Raw genomic sequence first — 16,992 nt, forward strand, 5'->3', positions numbered from 1 at the left:
TGTCGTGCTGGTGTTGGTGTGGTGCAACCGAGTCAACGCAGTGTTGTCGGAACACGGTCACGTCACGGGGAGGACTGTGGCGTGTCGTCCTCGGACGACTGATCGCCGACCAGGACGCTGGCGCGGGCGAGCACGTCGAGTTGGGCGGGGCTGTACAGCTCGACCAGCGCTTCGATGAACGTCCGCCGCGTGACGGGCTCGCTGTTGGCCAGGTGCGCCGTCGGGTCACGCAGCCAGGGGTAGTCGGCGATGTTGCGGGCGAGCGCGGGCGCGAGCCGCTCCGCGAGGCGCTGCCTGGTCGCCTCGTCCGCGTCGGGAGCCAGCGCGTTCAAGGCATCGCCGAGGCCGTCGGAGTCCGCGTCGGCTCGCACGATGCTGTGCAGGTCCGACATGGCTTTCTCGTCGTAGAGCCGGGAGTAGATGTGGACCATGGAACTGTCGGCTTCGGACAGCCGTGCCGCGACCGACTCGAACCCCTCGGGTGTGTCGATCGGTGCCCCGTCGCGCAGGATGGCGGCGATGCTGGCCCTGGCGCGCTGCAGCCGCTCGATCCCGTCGACGAGCTGGGCGTCCACGTCGCGTAGCGCCTGCGCACTGTTGTCCTCCGTCCCCGCTCCGACGTCACCGATCTGCGACAACGGCACACCCAGCAGGGCGAGTCGACGAATCCGGAGGAGCCGCACGAGGTCGCCCACGCCGTACTGCTTGTACCCGTTGTACCGGCGCTCGGGCTCGGCCAGCAGACCGAGCCGGTGATAGTGCCGGATCGTGTTCACCGTCGTCCCGGCCAGGTCGGCGAGCTCGCGTGTACTCCAGGCCACGTCTGTTCCTTCCTCCAGTCACCCGTAACAGGCTGCGTGGTGACCATGTTCCCGGCAACGACGTGGCGCTAGAAACCGACCGCGCCCGTCGCGACCGATGCGGCGAGCATCGCCAGCGACAGGCCCCAGAACCACAGGAACGAGTGGCGGATGTGCCTGCCGAGTTCGAGGTTGGCCAGCCCCAGCGCGAGATAGACGGTCGGCACGACCGGGCTGACGGCGAATCCGGTGTTCTCGCCGATCAGCATCGCTCGTGCGACGGAGTCCGCGCCGACGCCGTGCGAGCCGACGAGTTCCTGGATGAGCGGCAGGATTCCGAAATAGTAGGGATCTGGGCCGAAGATCATTCCCAGCGGAACGCCCAATGCGCCGACGATGACGTGCAGTACCGAACCCGCCTGCGTGGGCACCGCCGAGACCAGGACATCGCCCATCTGCTCGAGCATCCCGGTTCCGTTCATCACGCCGAGGAACATTCCCACCGTGACGATGAGCGCGCCCATCGCGAGCGCGTCCTTCGCGTGGGTCGCGATGCTGTGGTCCTGATCGGCCGCTCGGCGGTAGTTCAGCACCAGTCCGATGCCGAGCGCGACGGCGAAACAGAGGTGGAACGGGAGCAGCTGGGTGATCAGCGCCGTGATGGTGGCCAGCGTCAGCACGACGTTGGCCCAGTACCGCCAGCTACGCACACTGAGCGCGCCCGGCCGCTCGATCTCGGCAGGCTCGTGGTCGGTGGTCGAACCGTGGACCGGCGCGGCACCGGCCGGCACCGGCACCGAATCCGTTGCGGCCCTGCGGATCTTCGCCTTCTCGCGCAGGCCCACCACGACGGCGATGCCGAAGACCACCGCCAGACCGAACAGTTGAATCGGGATGAGCGGCCGCCAGAGTTCGATCGCGTCGACCCCGATCGCGGCGGCGGCCCGGACGGTGGTGCCTGCCCAGGGCACGATGTTGATCACCCCCGCCGCGAGGCCGACGAGCATCACCAGGTTGAGCGGGCTCATCCCCATGCGTTTGTAGATGGGCAGGAATGCCGGGATGGTGAGCAGGAAGGTCGCCGCCCCGAGGCCGTCGAGATGCGCGACCGCGGCGACGAACACGGTCGCGACCGTGACCCGGACCGGACGGTCGGCCGTGCGTTTCAGCGCGGCCCGGACCAGGGGGTCGAAGAGACCGCGATCGCGCATGAGGCCGAAGAAGAGAATCGCGAAGATGAACAGAAAGGCCGTCTGCGCCACACCGGAGATGCCGTCCGAGGCCATCGTCGACAGGTCGTCGAACGAGAACCCGAGCGCCAGTGCGGCGATCACCGGCAGGGTCGCGAACGCCGCGATGGGAGATACCGCGCGGAAAAGTAGCAGCGCCACGATCGTTCCGACGAGGATGAATCCGACTACTGAGATCACGCCTGCTGCTCCTCACACCGCGATGTGTTCGGCCGGGGTCGCGCGTGCGGCCGGCTGGGGACGACTCGACCGCCGGCGCTCACCGGGGTCGCGGGAACGGCACGCCGAGCTCGTCGGACCACGGCCGCAGCCGGCCGGGGGTGTCGGGGTGCAGGGCGATGCCGTCCGCCAGTTGCTCCGCGCGGGACCGCAGTGCTCGTTCGCCGGGTAGGCGCACGCCCTCGCCGCCGACACCGGGGTCGGCCCGGATCGAGCCCACCAGGTGGTCCAGCTCGTCGAAGTAGTCGTCGGTGCCCGCGAACCGGCCCGGGTCGATGACCTGGAGGAAGACGCCCTGGCCGTGGCGGTCCGGGTTGTCCCGCCTGCCGTAGCCGGGAAGTGCCAGCGACAGCGCTTCGGACATGAGGCCGAATCCGAACCCCTTGTAGCCGAAGTCAGCCTGGCCCAGGGACTGGATCGTTCCGGGCGGATCCTGCCGCAGCACCTGCGGGTCGTCCGTCGGCCGGCCGGTGGCGTCCAGCAGCCACTGCCCCGGAAGCCGCTCGCCGCGCTCGGCGTAGGACTCGAAGAGCGCGTTGCTGGCGACCGAGGTGCACTGGTCGACGAGGATCGGCTCCGACCGCGTCGGGATTCCCATGGCGATCGGGTTGGTCGTGATGACCGGCCGCGAACCGCCGGGGGCGGCGACCGAGGCGACTCCAGGGTTCGTGGCGGTGAGGATGGCGAGCAGGCCCCGGTCGGTGAACGGCAGGAGGAAGCTCTGCAGACACCCGATGTGGGAGCAGTCGGCGATGGTGACGGTGACGACCGGCTCGCTGGTGATCTGCTTCAGGATCAGCCGGGTCGCCTCGTCCATCACCCAGGCGCCGGGGAGCCGGTGGGCCCGCCAGCTCGCGCTCGCCGCCGAAGCGTGCACCACCTCGATCTCGCCCGAGCCCCGGATGTGCCCGTCGCTGATCCGCCGCAGATAGGTGCTCAGGAACCAGAGGCCGTGGCTCCGGTGGCCGAGCAGGTCTCCGTCGAGCAGGCGATCCGCCATGGGGCTCGCCAGCTCGGCGTCGATGCCGACGCGCTCGAGTGTTCGGCGTGCGTAGGCGCGCAGCTCCTCGGCGTCGTATCGCTCGGACGTACCCGGTGCGCGGCTGGCCATGAAGACGTCCTCTCTGACGTGATCCTATACGATCACTGATATTGACATAGGATTTCCGGTATTCATACTTGATGTTGACGGCGAACTCAAGGAGGATTCGTGACGCAGTCGGATGCCACGACCCAGGACAGGCCCTCGGCGAGCAGGGACCAGATCGACCACATCGCCCTCTCGTCGATCGCGGTTCCGCTGACCGCGCCACTGAGCGACGCGAAGGTCTACACCGGACGGCAGCGTCCGTTGACCGAGGTGGTGCTGCTGGTCGCCGAGATACGGACGGCGGCGGGGCAGCGGGGAACGGGCTTCAGCTACGCCCTGCGAACCGGTGGACCGGCTCAGTTCGCCCACGCTGTCGAGCTCGCGCCGGCACTGATCGGCGACGACCCGGCCGATGTCACCCGGATCTGGGACAAGCTGGCGTGGCTGACCGCGTCCACCGGCTCGTCGGGGCTCGGTGTCCAGGCGATCGCGGCCCTCGACACGGCGTTGTGGGACCTCAAGGCGCGCACCGCGGGCCTGCCGCTGGCGAAGCTGCTCGGCAGTCATCGTGACGCCGTGCCGTGCTACAACACCTCGGGCGGCTACCTCAACGTCCCGATCGCGCAGCTGCTCGACAGCGCCGAGCGGTCACTCGCCGCGGGCATCGGCGGGATCAAGCTCAAGGTCGGGCACCCGGATCGGCGGGTCGACCTTGAGCGGGTCGCGGCGGTGCGGGAGAAGTTCGGCGCCGAGCTCCCGCTCATGGTCGACGCGAACCAGCAGTGGGATCTCCCGCAGGCGCACCGGATGTTCCGCGATCTGGAGGAGTTCGACCTGACCTGGATCGAGGAGCCGTTGGCCGCCTCGGACACGGAGGGACACGCGGCGCTGGCCACGGCCCACCGGACGCCGGTGGCCACGGGCGAGATGCTGTCGAGCGCCGCGGAACTCCACGACCTGCTGGAGCACGGCGCGGTGGGATTCCTGCAGCCGGACGCTCCCCGGATCGGGGGAGTGACGCCGTTTCTCGACACGATGGTGCGCACGCGCCACGCGCGCCGCGGTCTCGCCCCGCACTTCGTCATGGAGCTCCACCTGCCATTGGCGGCCGCGTTCTCGGGGCCCGTCTGGGTCGAGCACATCGAGTGGCTCCAGCCGTTGTTCGGCGACAGCGTCCGAATCGCGAACGGGCACATGCGGGTACCGGACGCGCAGGGACTCGGACTCGAGCTCGACGCCGACGCGCGGTCGAGGTGGACGAGGGCGAGCACCGAGGTGACCGCGCCCGCGTGAGGATCGCCGCTAGTGCGGCGTCGTCGACGCCACGTAGCGGCGGAAGGAGTTGGTGATGTGCGTGATCATCGCCTCCGAGGCCCGAGCACCGTCCTTCGCCGCCATCGCGTCGGCGATCTCCCGGTGCTCGGCCAGCGTCGCGTTCGGTGACACGCGGTCGCCGTACAAGCGGTACACGTGCATGTGGCAGTTCGTGTGCCGGTAGGCGTCGGTCGCGAACGTGTTCCCGGTCGCCGCCACGACGAGATCGTGAAACCGCTGGTCATGGCGGACGAGCTCGAGGGTGGCGACCGGCTCGCGACTCGCGAGCTCGGCCAGCCGGTCCACCTCGACGAACAGGCTCGGTGCCGGATTCGACAGGGCATCGCCCGCCACCGTTCGCGCCGCCCACGGCTCCACCAGCAGCCGGAAGTCGTACAACGCCCGCAAACCTGCCATGTCCAGCAGCGGGGCGGTCGCGTAGCCGCGGCCGGGTGCGTAGACGACGAGGTTCTCCGGCTCCAGCCGCTGGAGGGCGTCGCGCACCGGCGTCGCCGAGACCTCGAGCTCGCGCGCGATCGCGTCGATGTTGATCCGGGTGTCGGGAGCCAGGCCGCCGTAGACGATCTTGGTCCGGAGCGCCTCCAGCACCTCGTTCGCCGATTTCCGAGGATTCTTGTCGGCAGCGGCGGCGTCTGCCATAGGTTCCTCCTCGCGGGGCGTGATCCGTGACCGGTGAAGCCTATCGTCCGGCCCGGGGCGCTGGCCGGACCGGGACGGGCGGCCGGCCCGTCCTGTTCGAGTCCGAATGGGACGCTCTCCGGTTCCGCCTGCGCGGCTACGTGCTCACCGGACACAAGGTGCGCACCCGCTACGCGGCCGTGGGCAAGGAGCCGCAGTGGCGCACGGTGGACCCGATCGGACCGGTCACCGTTCGTGACCGCGCCTACCTGCCGGCCACCAAGTCAGGAGCGGACCGGACCTATCGGTTGTCGAGGATGCTGGCCGTCGAGGGTGAACACCGCGGTCGCCGTCCGCGCCGAGGGGGTCGACGCGGACGGATGGCGTCGGCTGGAGCTGACCTACCAGGATTCGAAACATGCCGAATGGGCGCTGTGGCAGCTCGGGATCGACGCGGAAGCACTCGCCCCTCAGTCCTTGCGCGCCGTTCTCCACCGCCGCGCGCTCGCGATCGCGAACCGCTACGACGAGTCCGCCATCGCTACCGGCCTGGCGCCGCGGCCAGCTCGTCCGCCTTCGCCCGGATGAGCTGACGGACGATGTGCGCGGCTCGTGAGGGTTGCGTGTTCTGCCGGTGGGTGAGACAGATCTGCACCGGGTCCGCGTCGCGCAGCGGAATCCACACCAGATCCGGGATGTCCGACGAGGTCCTGAACTGCGCGAGGATGCCGAGACCGGCGCTTTCGGCGACCATCACCTTGAGTGTCCTGGCCGACATCGCCTCCACCACGATGTCGGGGCTGGACACGTTGCGGTGTAAGAACTCCCAGAGCGTGGTGCCCTTCCGCATGGTGACGATCGGCCAGGTCTCCAGATCGCGCCAGGACAGGTGCTCGCGCCCGGCGAGCGGATGGTCTGCGCGCGCGTAGATCCCCATCGGCGCCGAGACGAGCGGCACCCGGTGCAGGCCCGACGCGGCGGCGCTGATCGGCACGGTGACCACCGCGAAGTCCAGTTCACCGTCGAGGACGGCGCGCTCGACCTCGGCGGAGCCTCCCTCTCGGACGCTGAACCGCAGGCCGGCGTGCTGCTTGCGCAGTCTGCCCACGACCGGCGCCACGATCGTCTCGGCGGTCACCGAGACCGCCCCGATCCGCACGGTGCCGTGATAGGCGCCCCCGGCCGCCATGGCCGACTCGCGCAGTTGTTCCTCCGCCGTGACCAGCGCCCGCAGCTGCCCGAGCAGTGCCTGGCCAGCCGCCGTCGGCCGCACGCCGTGCCTGCTGCGCGTCAGCAGCACCACGTCGAGCTCCTCCTCCAGCAGGGCGATCTGCTGGCCCACGGTCGGCTGGCTGACCTCGCAGCGGGCCGCGGCCGCACGTAGCGATCCGGTCTCGATGGCGGCCAGGAAGTAGCGGACCCGCTCCACACGCATCGGAACAACATAAAGGCAAAACCTTTCACCCGTAAGCTCCGATCGCTTCTTCCTTCCCGCTCGGCAAGCAGGACATGCTGTGCCGGCTGACAACGACGTCTCACGGTGAAAGGAATACCTGGTGTCCGGTGGTCCACTGAGCGGGGTGCGCGTCCTGGACGTATCGACGATCCTGGCCGGTCCGTTGGCGTCCTCGCTGCTCGGCGAGTTCGGCGCCGAGGTGATCAAGATCGAGCAGCCGGGCGAGGGCGACCCGGCGCGACGCTATCCGCCACTGGAGGACGACGGCGTCTCCGCGGCCTGGGCGATGCTCGGTCGCACCAAGCAGAGCGTCACGATCGACCTGCACGCGCCGGAGGCCGCCGCTCTCGTGGGACGGCTGGCCGCGACCGCCGACGTCGTGGTGACCAACTTCCGGCCCGCGACGCTGCGCCGCTTCCGTATCGACTTCGACGACCTGCTGGCCTACCGGCCGGATCTGGTGATGGTGCACGTCAGCGCGTTCGGCCGCGTCGGCCCCTACGCCGAGCGGCCCGGCTTCGCCCGCGTGGCCGAGGCCTTCGCCGGGCTGACCTACCGCACGGGCGACCCGCAGCGGCCACCGATCTTCGCCGGCTATCCCGTCGCCGACGGCGTCACCGGCATCTACGCGGCGTTCGCGGCGATGCTCGCCCTGCGCCAGCGGGACCGCACCGGCGAGGCCCAGCTGGCCGACATTCCGCTCTACGAGCCGCTGCTGCGCATGATGGAGGACTTCGTCGTCGAGTACGGCGCGACCGGCCACAGCCGGGAACGCCAGGGCAACCAGAACCCGCACATCAGCCCCAACAACCTGTACCGGACCCGCGACGGCCGCTGGCTCGCCCTGCCCGCCTCGACCGAGCAGATGTGGCGGCGGCTGGTCGCGGTCATGGACGCACCCGATCTCGCCGTGCACGACACCATGACCGCGCGGCTGGAGCACCGGGACGAGGTCGAGGCGCGCGTTGCCGAGTTCGTGGGAGCGCACGACCTGGAGCCGTTGATGGCCCTGCTCGTCGAAGCGGGAGTGGCGGCGGGACCGGTCAACTCGGCGGCCGACATCCTGGCCGATCCGCACATCCGCGCGCGCGGATCGGTGGTCGAGGTCGACGGCGGCGACGGGCAGGGCCCCCGGACGATGCAGGCGCCCGCGGGCCGGTTCTCCGGCTTCGAGGGCACGATGGGCGGCCGCGCACCGGCGCTCGGCGAGCACACCACCGAGTTGCTGGGAAAGATCGCAGGGCTGACCGGGCCGGAGATCGAACAGCTGCGCCGCCGCGGCGTGATCTGAGAACTCGAAGGAGCCGCACATGACTATGGCAGTCGTGTCGATCATCGTCCTGGTCGCACTCTTCGCGGCCACCCTGATACCCGCGTTCGACCTCGGGCTCGGCGCATTGGCCGCGGCGTTCGTCGTGGGCCTGGCGGCCGGGGTGCCCGCCGACGAGGTGACCGGGTTCTTCCCCGCCGACTTCTTCGTCCTGATCGTCGGGGTCACCGCCCTGTTCGCCGTGGCTCACCTGAACGGGACCCTCGACTGGCTGCTCGATCTGCTGCTGCGACTGGTCGGTGGGCGGCTCGCGCTGGTGCCACTGGTGCCGTTCGTGATCGGGGCGGTGCTGACCGCGGTCGGCACGCTGCCCGCGGCGGCGACCGCGATCGTCGCCCCGATCGCTCTGGGACTGGCCGCACGGTACGGAATCTCGCTCTTCGTGGCGGCCGTTCTCGGCGTCACCGGCATCATCAGCGGGCTGCTCTCACCGCTCGCCGTCTACGGCGTGACCGCGCGCCAGCTCAGCTCCCGCTTCGGCATCGAGCTGCCCGCTTCGGCGCCGGTGACCTTCCTGATCGGCGGCGTGCTGACCGGGCTGGTCGTGTCGCTGGTGTGTCTGCTCGTCGGGTTGCGGACCGGCGCCGTTCCCCGCGGCCGGGCCGTGTCCACAGAGGACGACCCGCCCGTCGGCACGGGGCCCGGCGCCGCCACGGCCACGACCGCGCGCGCGAGCACCCGCCGGGGCCGCGTTCTCACCGTGCTGTGCCTGCTCACCGTGGTGGTGCTCTCGGTCGGGTTCGAGATGAACATCGGCTACCTCGGCGTGACCGCGGCCCTGCTCCTGCAGTTGGTGCTGCGGCTGGAGCCCGGTGCAGTGGTGTCGAAGATTCCGTGGTCGGTGGTCCTGCTGATCGGCGGCCTGCTCACTTACGTCGGCCTGATGCAGGACCTGGGCGCGTTCGAGCAGATCGGCGACCTGCTGCGGGTCGACGGCTCGGCGGCGCTGAGCCTGCTGGTGCTGTGCTACATCGCTGGCATCACCTCGTTCGCCGCCAGCTCCATCGCGGTGTTCGTCACGGCCATGCCGCTGCTGCCGCCGTTGGTCGAGGCCGGTGTCTCGCCGGTCGGCGGGGTGCTCGCCATCGCACTGGCCTCGGTGCTGGTCGACATCAACCCGCTCGGCATCACCGGCGGCCTGATCCTCGGCGCGGCCGAACCGGAGGCCCGGCCGCGCCTGTTCCGGCAGCTGCTCACCTACGGGCTGATCTCGATCGCCGTCGCACCCGCTCTGGCCTGGCTGGCCTTCGGCTGGTGGTGATCGGTGGTCAGCCTCGCCAGGCTCCCGCCGCGACGGATACTCCGTGTTCCCGTCCGAGAATCCGCCCGCTGCGCGCACCGGTCGCCACGCCGTCCCGTAGTACGGGCACACCGTTGAGCACCACGGCGTGCACCCCCTCGGACAGCCGCCACGGATCGAGGTAGGTCGACCGGTCGAGCACGGTCTCCGGATCGAACACCACGATGTCGGCGGCCGTGCCGTGGCGAAGCAGTCCTCGATCGGCGAGCCGGAGTCGTTCGGCCGGGAGCGAGGTCATTTTGCGGATCGCCTCCTCGAGGGTGAGGACGCCGCGCTCCCGCACGTACCGCCCGAGCACCCGGCTGAACGTGCCGAAACTGCGCGGATGCGGCATACCCTCACCACGGGCGTCCATGGTCCAGCCGTCGCTGGCCACCGCGACGGCCGGATGCCGGAGTACGGCCTCCACGTCCGCCTCGGCCATCGCGTGGTTGACGATGCCGACCTGTGCCTGATGTTCGGCGAGCACGTCGAGAGCGACATCGGCGGCATCCCCTGAGGCGCCGGTCGCGAGGTCCTCCAGCGACCTGCCGACCGCGTCGGCGTAGCGGCCGGGCGACAGTTCGGCGAGCACGATGCCGTCCGGGTCGATGTCGGCCGCGAACCGGTCGCGGAGTTCGGCCGCGATTCGCTCTCGCGTTCGCGGGTCGGCGAGCCGGTCCAGCAGCGCGGCCGCGCCGCCGTCGACGGCCCACGGTGCGAGCCGCGACATCAGCCCCGTACTCGATGCGGTGTAGGGGTACACGTCCGCCCCGACGTCCACACCACGCTGCATGGCGGTCTCGATCAGCCGAAGCGCCTCGTGCACTGAACCGTGGTTCGCCCTGCCCATGCATTTGAGGTGCGAGATCTCCAGCCGGACCCCGGATCGCTCCGCGGTCCGGATGGCCTCGGTGACCGCTTCGACGAGCCGGTCGGTCTCGTTGCGCATGTGCGTCGAGTAGAGCATCCCGTGCCGGGCCGCGACGCGAGCGAGCTCCTCGATCTCGTCCGCGCCACCGAAGAGTCCCGGGGCGTAGATCAGCCCGGAGGAGAACCCGAGCGCCCCACCGCGCGCGGCGTCGGCGACCAACTGTCGCATGTGGTCGAGTTCGTCCGTGCTCGGCGGCCGGTCCTCGCCGCCGAGCACCGCGTGGCGCACCGCTCCGTGCCCGATCTGCAGGCCGACGTTGACCGCGGGACGCGCACGTTCGAGTGCGCCGCCGAAACCGGCCGCGTCCTTCCAGTCCCAGCTCAACTCGTGCCCGTGCACGGGCAGGCGGGGCGGCAGTCCGCCGACGACGGGAAACGGCGAGAATCCGCAGTTGCCGACCAGCAAGGTCGTGACGCCCTGATGGAGCTGAGTCGTCGCATGCGGCGAGGACTCCAGCGTGAAGTCCGCGTGCGAGTGCAGATCGATGAACCCCGGCGCGACCACCATGCCACCGGCGTCCACGGTCTCGGCCCCGTCGAGGCCCGGCCCGATCCCGCTGATGCGATCGCCGGTGATCCCGATGTCGGCGCGTACCCTCGGAGCTCCGCTGCCGTCGATGATCTCGCCACCACGAATGACGATCTCGTGTTCCGTCACGGTCGAGTGCCTCACAGTTCGAAGAAGAGAATGGCGGCGTACATCAGGGTCGCCGGAATGATCACCAGCCAGCCGACGACGAGCAGATTTCGCAGATTCGCCGAGCGGGCGAGACCCATCGCGCCCACCATGTTCGCGTTGGGGAACGGCCCGTAGGTGTCGATCTTGGAGGCGAACAGCAGCACGATGACCCACGCGTTGGCGCCGACGCCGATGCTGGCCGCGAGGCTGCCGAAGACGTTGTCCAGCAACACGACCTGGGCAGCGGTCGCCCCGGGTACGCCGACCCAGCCGAGCATCGCGATCACCGCCACGAACACCAGCGGCGGCAGGGCGCCCAGTTCGGCGGCGAACAGATCCAGCACGACGTCGAAGGGCTTGAGCTCGTCGACGGCGAGGAAGAAGACCGCGAGCAACCAGAACAGCATGAACATCTTGACCTGGCCGGCGGCGCCTCGGATCAGGTGCTCGGCGACCCGGATGGCGGGCAGCCCACCGGCGAGACCGGTGACGATGGCGATCACCGGCAGCGCGACGAGCGGGAACGTCGTTCCCGCGCCGACGACGATCGCGTAGCCGACACAGGCCAGCAGCGAGACCGTGAAGGCGACCGTCGCCGGGCCACGGCGAATGCCGGCCATCACCGGAGGCGGCTCCGCGACTTCGAGCGTGTCGTACTCGTCGCCGGTGTTCACGGTCCGTCGCTGTACCCAGGGCACGATGATCATGCCGGCGACGACGGAGAGAATGGCCAGCGGACCCGCGCCGTAGAGCACGTACTGCAGATAGCCGACGTCCGCGGCGGTCATGATCGCGACGTTCGAGCCCGCGAACGGCGCGAGCGCGAGACCTGCCGATCCGCCGATGAACATCATCGCGGCCGAGGCGGAACGGGTGAAGCCGAGCCGCGCGACCACGGGCAGCAACAGTGGGGCCGCGATGGCCAGCGCACCTGCCAGCGTCCCCAGTGCCGCGACCAGGATGAGACAGGCAAGCATCACACCGAGAATCGCCCTGGTGCGACTGGTGTGCCCCACCACGCGCAGGACGGCCCGCACGATCGAGTCGGCCGCGCCGGTGACCCTGAGCAGTTCACCGACGCCCGCCCCGAGCATGATGATCAGGCCGATCATCGTGATCGTCTCGCTGAGCGAGGCGCCGAACAGATCGCCGACCGCGGCCGGGCTCGGCAGCAGGAGCAGCAGACCACTCAGCACGGCCACCGCGGTCGCGATGAGGATGTCCATGCCGATGAGAGCGAGCACGGCGAACAGCGCGATGGGCAGCAGGCCCCAGAGCGTCGGCGGCTGGGTGAGGATTCCCGCCACCAGCGAGACCAGGATCCCGGCCAGCCCGGTGCCGGAGATCAGTCTGCGTGTGAGTGGCGATCGCTGGCCCTGTTCGACGGGTGCCGGAGCATCCGTGCCGTCGTCGGACGATGTTCTGCTGGGATTGCTCATGCTGGTGTCCTTTGTGGTGCGTTATCGGGCGAGTAGCGCGTCCCGGTGCTCGGCGCCCGATTCTGACACGATCTCGGCGACCGTCTGGCCGGTACGGACCGGCGCGAACACCGTTTTCCCTTCGGTGGTACGGAATCCGTGCACGGCGGGCCGGGGTAGACTGTTGTACGAGAAGGGCGAGGAGAAGTAGTACGCGCCGGTGTCGGGCAGGACGACCAGATCCCCCTCCGCCAGTTCGGGAAGCTCCCGTTCGGATGCGACCAGATCACCCGCGAAACAGCACGGCCCGGCCACGTCCTGACGCAGTGGACGATCCCGCTTGCGCCGCCCCGAGGCATCGAAGGCGACGACCCGCAACGGCCACGCCTGCGGCATGAAGACCGTGCGGGTCGCGACGTGCGCGCCGGCGTGAGTCACCGCGATCCGCCGGCCGCCGGCGTCCTTGACGTACTCCACGCGAGCGATGATGAAGCCGTTCTTGCCCAGCAACGACCGGCCGAACTCGGTCAGCAGCGAGTACCGGCCGTCGAAGAGTCCAGGCACCCGCTCCCGCAGTACCGCGGCGTACTCGGCGAAGGTCGGGCGCACGGTGTCGTCGGCGAAGTTGACCGGCAGGCCACCGCCGATGTCGATGCTCGTCACCTGGTGCCTGCCGGCGTTCGCGTTGATCTCCTCGGCGAGCTGGTACACCGCGTGGATGCCGTCGGCGATCAGGTCGAGCGGGCAGCCCTGCGATCCGACGTGGACATGCAGCCGCGTCAGCCACGGCCGCGCGGCGAACGCCGCGATCAGCTCGTCGCGAGAGCCCGGGTCGTCGAGCGGAATCCCGAACTTCGAGTTCGGCGACGCGGTGCTCATGGCGTTGATCGTGCCCGCACCGACCTGGGGATTCACGCGCGCGCCGAGTGCGGCACGGGTGTCCGGGGTGACCAGGACATCGAGCCGCTTGAGCTCGTCGAGGTTGTCCGCGTTGACGGCGACGCCGAGTTCGAGCGCTTCCCGTAGTTCCGCCTGGGTTTTCGCCGGGGAGTCCAGCACGATCCGCTCTGGCTGGAAGCCGGCGGCGAGGGCTTGGGCGAGTTCGCCCGCGCTCGCCACCTCGCAGCCCAGCCCTTCGTCGGCGAGCAGCCGAAGTACCGGAACCAGTGGGCTCGCCTTCGCCGCGAACGCGTGCAGTACCTCGGTGCCCTCGAACGCGGCGTGCAGATCGCGAACCGTGGACCGCACCCCGTCGATGTCGATGAATCCCGCCACCGGGTTCTCCTGCCCGACCAGGCCCGCCTCGACCGCGGCCAGCACGGCGCGCTCCACCCTGCTCGTACTCCTGTGCGCATTCGGCCCCATCTGGCCCCTCCTGTCGATCTGAGCAAGGATCAACCCCTCGCGCGGACCAACGGCGGAATTGCAGGGATCCGTCACAATTGCAGCAGTATGGGCACTTGCGCGTGCACAATGCCGCCATGGTGACCGCCGCACCGCCAGATTCCGTCATCGACGAAGTCGATCTCGAACTCATCAACGCGCTGCAGGTCACGCCGCGCGGGTCCTGGGCCGTGCTCGGACGCGCGCTCGACCTGGACCCGGCGACCGCCGCACGCAGGTGGCGGAGATTGACCGAGACCGGTCTGGCCTGGGTGACCTGCACGATCGGGCCCGCCCGCCACCACGAGTTCTGCATGGCCTACATCAGGGTGTCGGTCGCGCCGGGCTCGTTCGACTCGGTCGCCGCGACCCTGCTCGAGGAGGATTCCGCTCCGTACCTGCACCACGTGACCGGGCCGAGCCCGCTGCTCGTGGTGATCGCGGTGCGCAACCCCGCCGCGGTATCGGCGTTCCTCCGCGACGTGCTCGACCGGTTGCCCGGGGTGACCTCCTACCAGGCCGAGATCCGCACCGTGGGGTACAGCGAACCCAGCCGCTGGCGGCTGGACAGTCTCGATCCCGTGCGCCGGGGACGATTGCCGCCCCCGGCGGGCGAGTCCCGCGGGTTCACCGTCGACGAGACCGATCGAGCGCTGTACCGGTTGCTGCACATCGACGGAAGGACGTCGTTCGCCGACCTCGCGGCCGGGACCGGCATCAGCCAGGCGACCGCCCGGCGCAGGGTGAACCGGCTGTTGGACACGCGTCACCTGAGGATGCGGTGCGACATGGCGCAGTCGGTCTCCGGCTGGCCGATCACCGGCGTGCTGTGGGTCCACGTGCCGGCGAGTTCACTCGACACGGTCGCGCGAGCGCTGGGAAATCGAGCCGAGGTCCGCCTGAGCTGCACGCTGTCGGGTTCGGCGAACCTGCTGGTGATGGTGTGGCTGCGCACCTTGGAGGGCCTCACCGAGTTCGAGCGCGTCGTCGGAGAGCTCCACCCCGGCCTCACGATCGTCGATCGCTCGGTGTGTCTGCACACGATGAAGCAGATGTGGCGCCAGCTCGACTCGACGGGCCGGGTCGTGCGGGTGTTCGATCCGAACCGGATCAGCTTTCCCGGCGTCCCGTCACCTGCCGAGGAGGAGGGCCTCCGGTCGTGACGTGCTGAACCGGGCAGCTCCACGTCACGACCGAAGGCCGCTTCGGGCGGTGGTGATCGGTCGTCAACGTCGCCAGGCGCCCGACGCCGTGGTGCGGACGACGTAGTCCTCGAAGGTCCGGGGTGGACGGCCCAGCACTGTCGCGACGCCGTCGGTCGCCTCGGCCAGGTTTCCCCGGGCCATCAGGACGAACATCGCGGCGATCTCGCCAGCGTCCTGTTCGCTCAGTCCCGCGTCGAGCAGGGACGCCGTGTAGTCGGCTGGCGAGAGCTGCCGGTAGGTGATGGGCCTGCCGGAGGCCCGGGAGATCAGCTCGACGGCCTCGTCGAAGGGCAGCGAGCGTGGTCCGGTCAGTTCGTAAGTCGATCCGGCGTGCTTGCCGGGCTCGGTGAGCACCGTGGCCGCGGCGTCGGCGACGTCCTCGATGTCGATGAACGGCTCGGGCACCGGGCCCGCCGGAAGCGCCAGCTCACCGGCGAGTAGCGGGGCGTGGAAGACGTCCTCGTCGAAGTTCTGGTCGAAGTTCGACGACCGCAGGATCGTCCACTCCAGACCCGAGCCGCGCACGGCGTTCTCGGCCGACCGCATGTCGAGCCCGAACTCCGAGTCGCCCCAGCGGTCGGCTCCGTGACCGGAGAGCAGCACCACGCGACGCACTCCGGAGGCCTCGGCCCTGGCCACGAACTCGTGTGCCTGACCGGGCACGCGAGGCGGCACCACGTACGCGGCGGCGACCCCCTGGAGGGCGGCGTCCCAGCCACTCGGGTCGGACCAGTCGAAGCGGACCTGGCTCGACCGGGAGGCGGCGCGGACCGGCACGTCGTGCAGGCGCAAGCGCGCGGCGACCCGCCTTCCGGTCTTGCCGGTGGCACCGAGGACGAGAGTGGTGTCGTTGTTCATGACGCCGATTCAACGCGCCACGGTTGGACGAATCCATAGGCGATGAACCGGATCGCCTGTGCATTCGTCTCAGTCCGCCGGGTCTTCCGGCGGCGTGATGTGGGCCTGGGCGTACCTGCCGAACGCCGTGAGGAGGCGGTTGGTGCGGTCGTCGGCCCGGGTGGCGAGCACGACGTGACACGGCTCGATGCCGTCGAGGGCAATGGTCGTGAGGTCGGGCCGCAGGCCGCCGAGGCCGACACCGGCCGGGACGATCGCGACGGCGTCGCCGGAGGCGATGAGTTCGTACTTGTCGTCGACCGCGTCGATGTCCGGTCCGTCGGGAACGGGGCGGCCGTCGGGGCGTGGCTCTGCGCGCCAGAACGCGTGCCAGTCGGGCGGGGTGTGCCTGATCCGCGGCATGGGTTCGCCCGCGATGTCGTCGAGCGTCACCGACTCCCTGCCCGCGAGCCGGTGCTCGCGCGGCACGAGCAGCACCCTCGGCTCGTCGTAGAGCACGGTCACGTGCAGGTCGGTGGTGGGGAACGGGAGCCGCGCCACCACCGCGTCGACCCGGTGGTCGAGCAGCGCGGCGCGCGGCTCGTCCCAGTCCAGGTGCAGGGTCTGGATCTCGGCCTCCGGGTGGTGGCGCCGGAGTTCGCGCACGGCGGCCGTGACGATCAAGCCCGAGATGTAGCCGACGACGAGCCGGCTCGGCCGGGCCGCGGCCCGCGTCCTGGCCGCGGCCTGCCGGGCGGAGCGCAGCAGGCTCCTCGCCAGAGGCAGGAACGTCTCGCCCGCTTCGGTGAGCCTGCTGCCCTGCGGGCTGCGGTCGATCAGGCGGGCACCGAGCTGGCTCTCCAGCCTGCGGATCTGGCGGCTCAGCGACGGCTGCGTGGTGTGCAGGACCTCGGCGGCGCGGCCGAAGTGCCCATGCTCGGCGACGATGGTGAAGCACCACACGAGCCGGAGATCGAGATCGACGGGTGCTGTGGAGTCCGGCATACGCCAAGCGTAACGCGGCACGCAGGTGCTCAGGCCCGCTCAGGCAAGCCTGAACTGCGAAGATGCGCCGATCGTATTGCGCCTTACCGATGTTTCATTGGACGTCTGGTGTTCGGCGGTCGCAGAGTCGGTGGTGATTCCTCGTCATTGGAGAA

15 protein-coding genes and 1 pseudogene are annotated in these 16,992 nt (G+C 69.9%); 6 read left to right on the plus strand and 10 right to left on the minus strand.

Annotated elements, in window-relative coordinates; all coding sequences use genetic code 11:
- Nucleotides 1–62 precede the first annotated feature (62 nt).
- The 3 genes from JHE00_RS23790 to JHE00_RS23800 form a co-directional block, all read right to left on the minus strand.
- Entirely contained in the window at nt 63–821 is a 759-nt protein-coding gene (locus tag JHE00_RS23790) for a MerR family transcriptional regulator (RefSeq protein WP_200321878.1), read from the minus strand.
- A gap of 68 nt (nt 822–889) precedes the next feature.
- Nucleotides 890–2,230, minus strand: coding sequence for a CitMHS family transporter (locus tag JHE00_RS23795; protein WP_200321880.1), 1,341 nt, complete (start codon nt 2,228–2,230; stop codon nt 890–892).
- A 79-nt stretch (nt 2,231–2,309) separates the two neighbouring features.
- Nucleotides 2,310–3,380: an Ldh family oxidoreductase gene (locus JHE00_RS23800; protein ID WP_200321882.1), complete on the minus strand. Its 1,071-nt coding sequence runs from the start codon at nt 3,378–3,380 to the stop codon at nt 2,310–2,312.
- A 99-nt stretch (nt 3,381–3,479) separates the two neighbouring features.
- Here JHE00_RS23800 and JHE00_RS23805 point away from each other — a divergent pair, with 99 nt between their 5' ends.
- Entirely contained in the window at nt 3,480–4,652 is a 1,173-nt protein-coding gene (locus JHE00_RS23805) for an L-talarate/galactarate dehydratase (RefSeq protein ID WP_200321884.1), read from the plus strand.
- Between the two features lie 9 nt (nt 4,653–4,661).
- Here JHE00_RS23805 and JHE00_RS23810 read toward each other — a convergent pair whose 3' ends face one another.
- A complete protein-coding gene (locus JHE00_RS23810; RefSeq protein ID WP_200321886.1) occupies nt 4,662–5,333 on the minus strand; it encodes a GntR family transcriptional regulator in 672 nt (223 codons plus the stop codon).
- Between the two features lie 179 nt (nt 5,334–5,512).
- On the opposite strand from JHE00_RS23810, the pseudogene JHE00_RS36140 reads away from it, so the two are divergent.
- A pseudogene (locus JHE00_RS36140) lies at nt 5,513–5,584 on the plus strand (hypothetical protein); the annotation flags it as partial.
- Nucleotides 5,585–5,645: 61 nt separating this feature from the next.
- Complete coding sequence (locus JHE00_RS36145) at nt 5,646–5,900, plus strand: WCX domain-containing protein (RefSeq protein WP_372440491.1); 255 nt, start codon at nt 5,646–5,648, stop codon at nt 5,898–5,900.
- Here JHE00_RS36145 and JHE00_RS23820 read toward each other — a convergent pair.
- On the minus strand, nt 5,854–6,747 hold the full coding sequence (locus JHE00_RS23820; protein WP_200321888.1) for a LysR family transcriptional regulator: 894 nt from the start codon (nt 6,745–6,747) through the stop codon (nt 5,854–5,856). The two genes, JHE00_RS36145 and JHE00_RS23820, sit on opposite strands and share 47 nt — an antisense overlap.
- A 121-nt stretch (nt 6,748–6,868) precedes the next feature.
- Between JHE00_RS23820 and JHE00_RS23825 the strand changes: the two genes are divergently transcribed.
- Together JHE00_RS23825 and JHE00_RS23830 are read left to right on the plus strand one after the other, a co-directional pair.
- Nucleotides 6,869–8,059, plus strand: a complete 1,191-nt coding sequence (locus tag JHE00_RS23825) for a CaiB/BaiF CoA transferase family protein (protein ID WP_200321890.1) — start codon at nt 6,869–6,871, stop codon at nt 8,057–8,059.
- A gap of 19 nt (nt 8,060–8,078) precedes the next feature.
- Nucleotides 8,079–9,359: an SLC13 family permease gene (locus JHE00_RS23830; protein WP_200321892.1), complete on the plus strand. Its 1,281-nt coding sequence runs from the start codon at nt 8,079–8,081 to the stop codon at nt 9,357–9,359.
- Nucleotides 9,360–9,366: 7 nt separating this feature from the next.
- Here JHE00_RS23830 and JHE00_RS23835 read toward each other — a convergent pair whose 3' ends face one another.
- Genes JHE00_RS23835 through JHE00_RS23845 form a run of 3 tightly spaced genes read right to left on the minus strand, consistent with a single transcriptional unit; the run spans nt 9,367 to nt 13,739 of the window.
- A complete protein-coding gene (locus JHE00_RS23835; RefSeq protein ID WP_200321894.1) occupies nt 9,367–10,968 on the minus strand; it encodes an N-acyl-D-amino-acid deacylase family protein in 1,602 nt (533 codons plus the stop codon).
- 11 nt (nt 10,969–10,979) lie between these two features.
- Entirely contained in the window at nt 10,980–12,428 is a 1,449-nt protein-coding gene (locus JHE00_RS23840; protein ID WP_200321896.1) for a Na+/H+ antiporter NhaC family protein, read from the minus strand.
- Nucleotides 12,429–12,449: 21 nt separating this feature from the next.
- Nucleotides 12,450–13,739 (minus strand): type III PLP-dependent enzyme domain-containing protein, encoded by a 1,290-nt coding sequence (locus JHE00_RS23845; RefSeq protein ID WP_307832078.1) that lies wholly within the window; start codon nt 13,737–13,739, stop codon nt 12,450–12,452.
- A gap of 149 nt (nt 13,740–13,888) precedes the next feature.
- Between JHE00_RS23845 and JHE00_RS23850 the strand changes: the two genes are divergently transcribed.
- Nucleotides 13,889–14,953, plus strand: coding sequence for an Lrp/AsnC family transcriptional regulator (locus JHE00_RS23850; RefSeq protein ID WP_200321900.1), 1,065 nt, complete (start codon nt 13,889–13,891; stop codon nt 14,951–14,953).
- 63 nt (nt 14,954–15,016) lie between these two features.
- On the opposite strand, the gene JHE00_RS23855 is transcribed toward JHE00_RS23850, so the two are convergent.
- Both JHE00_RS23855 and JHE00_RS23860 read right to left on the minus strand, forming a co-directional pair.
- Nucleotides 15,017–15,853, minus strand: a complete 837-nt coding sequence (locus JHE00_RS23855; protein ID WP_200321901.1) for an NAD(P)H-binding protein — start codon at nt 15,851–15,853, stop codon at nt 15,017–15,019.
- Between the two features lie 69 nt (nt 15,854–15,922).
- Entirely contained in the window at nt 15,923–16,837 is a 915-nt protein-coding gene (locus JHE00_RS23860; RefSeq protein WP_200321903.1) for a LysR family transcriptional regulator, read from the minus strand.
- Between the last annotated feature and the right edge of the window lie 155 nt (nt 16,838–16,992).

Origin of the sequence: Prauserella cavernicola (assembly GCF_016595675.1) — a bacterium.
Classification (GTDB): Bacteria; Actinomycetota; Actinomycetes; order Mycobacteriales; family Pseudonocardiaceae; genus Prauserella_A; species Prauserella_A cavernicola.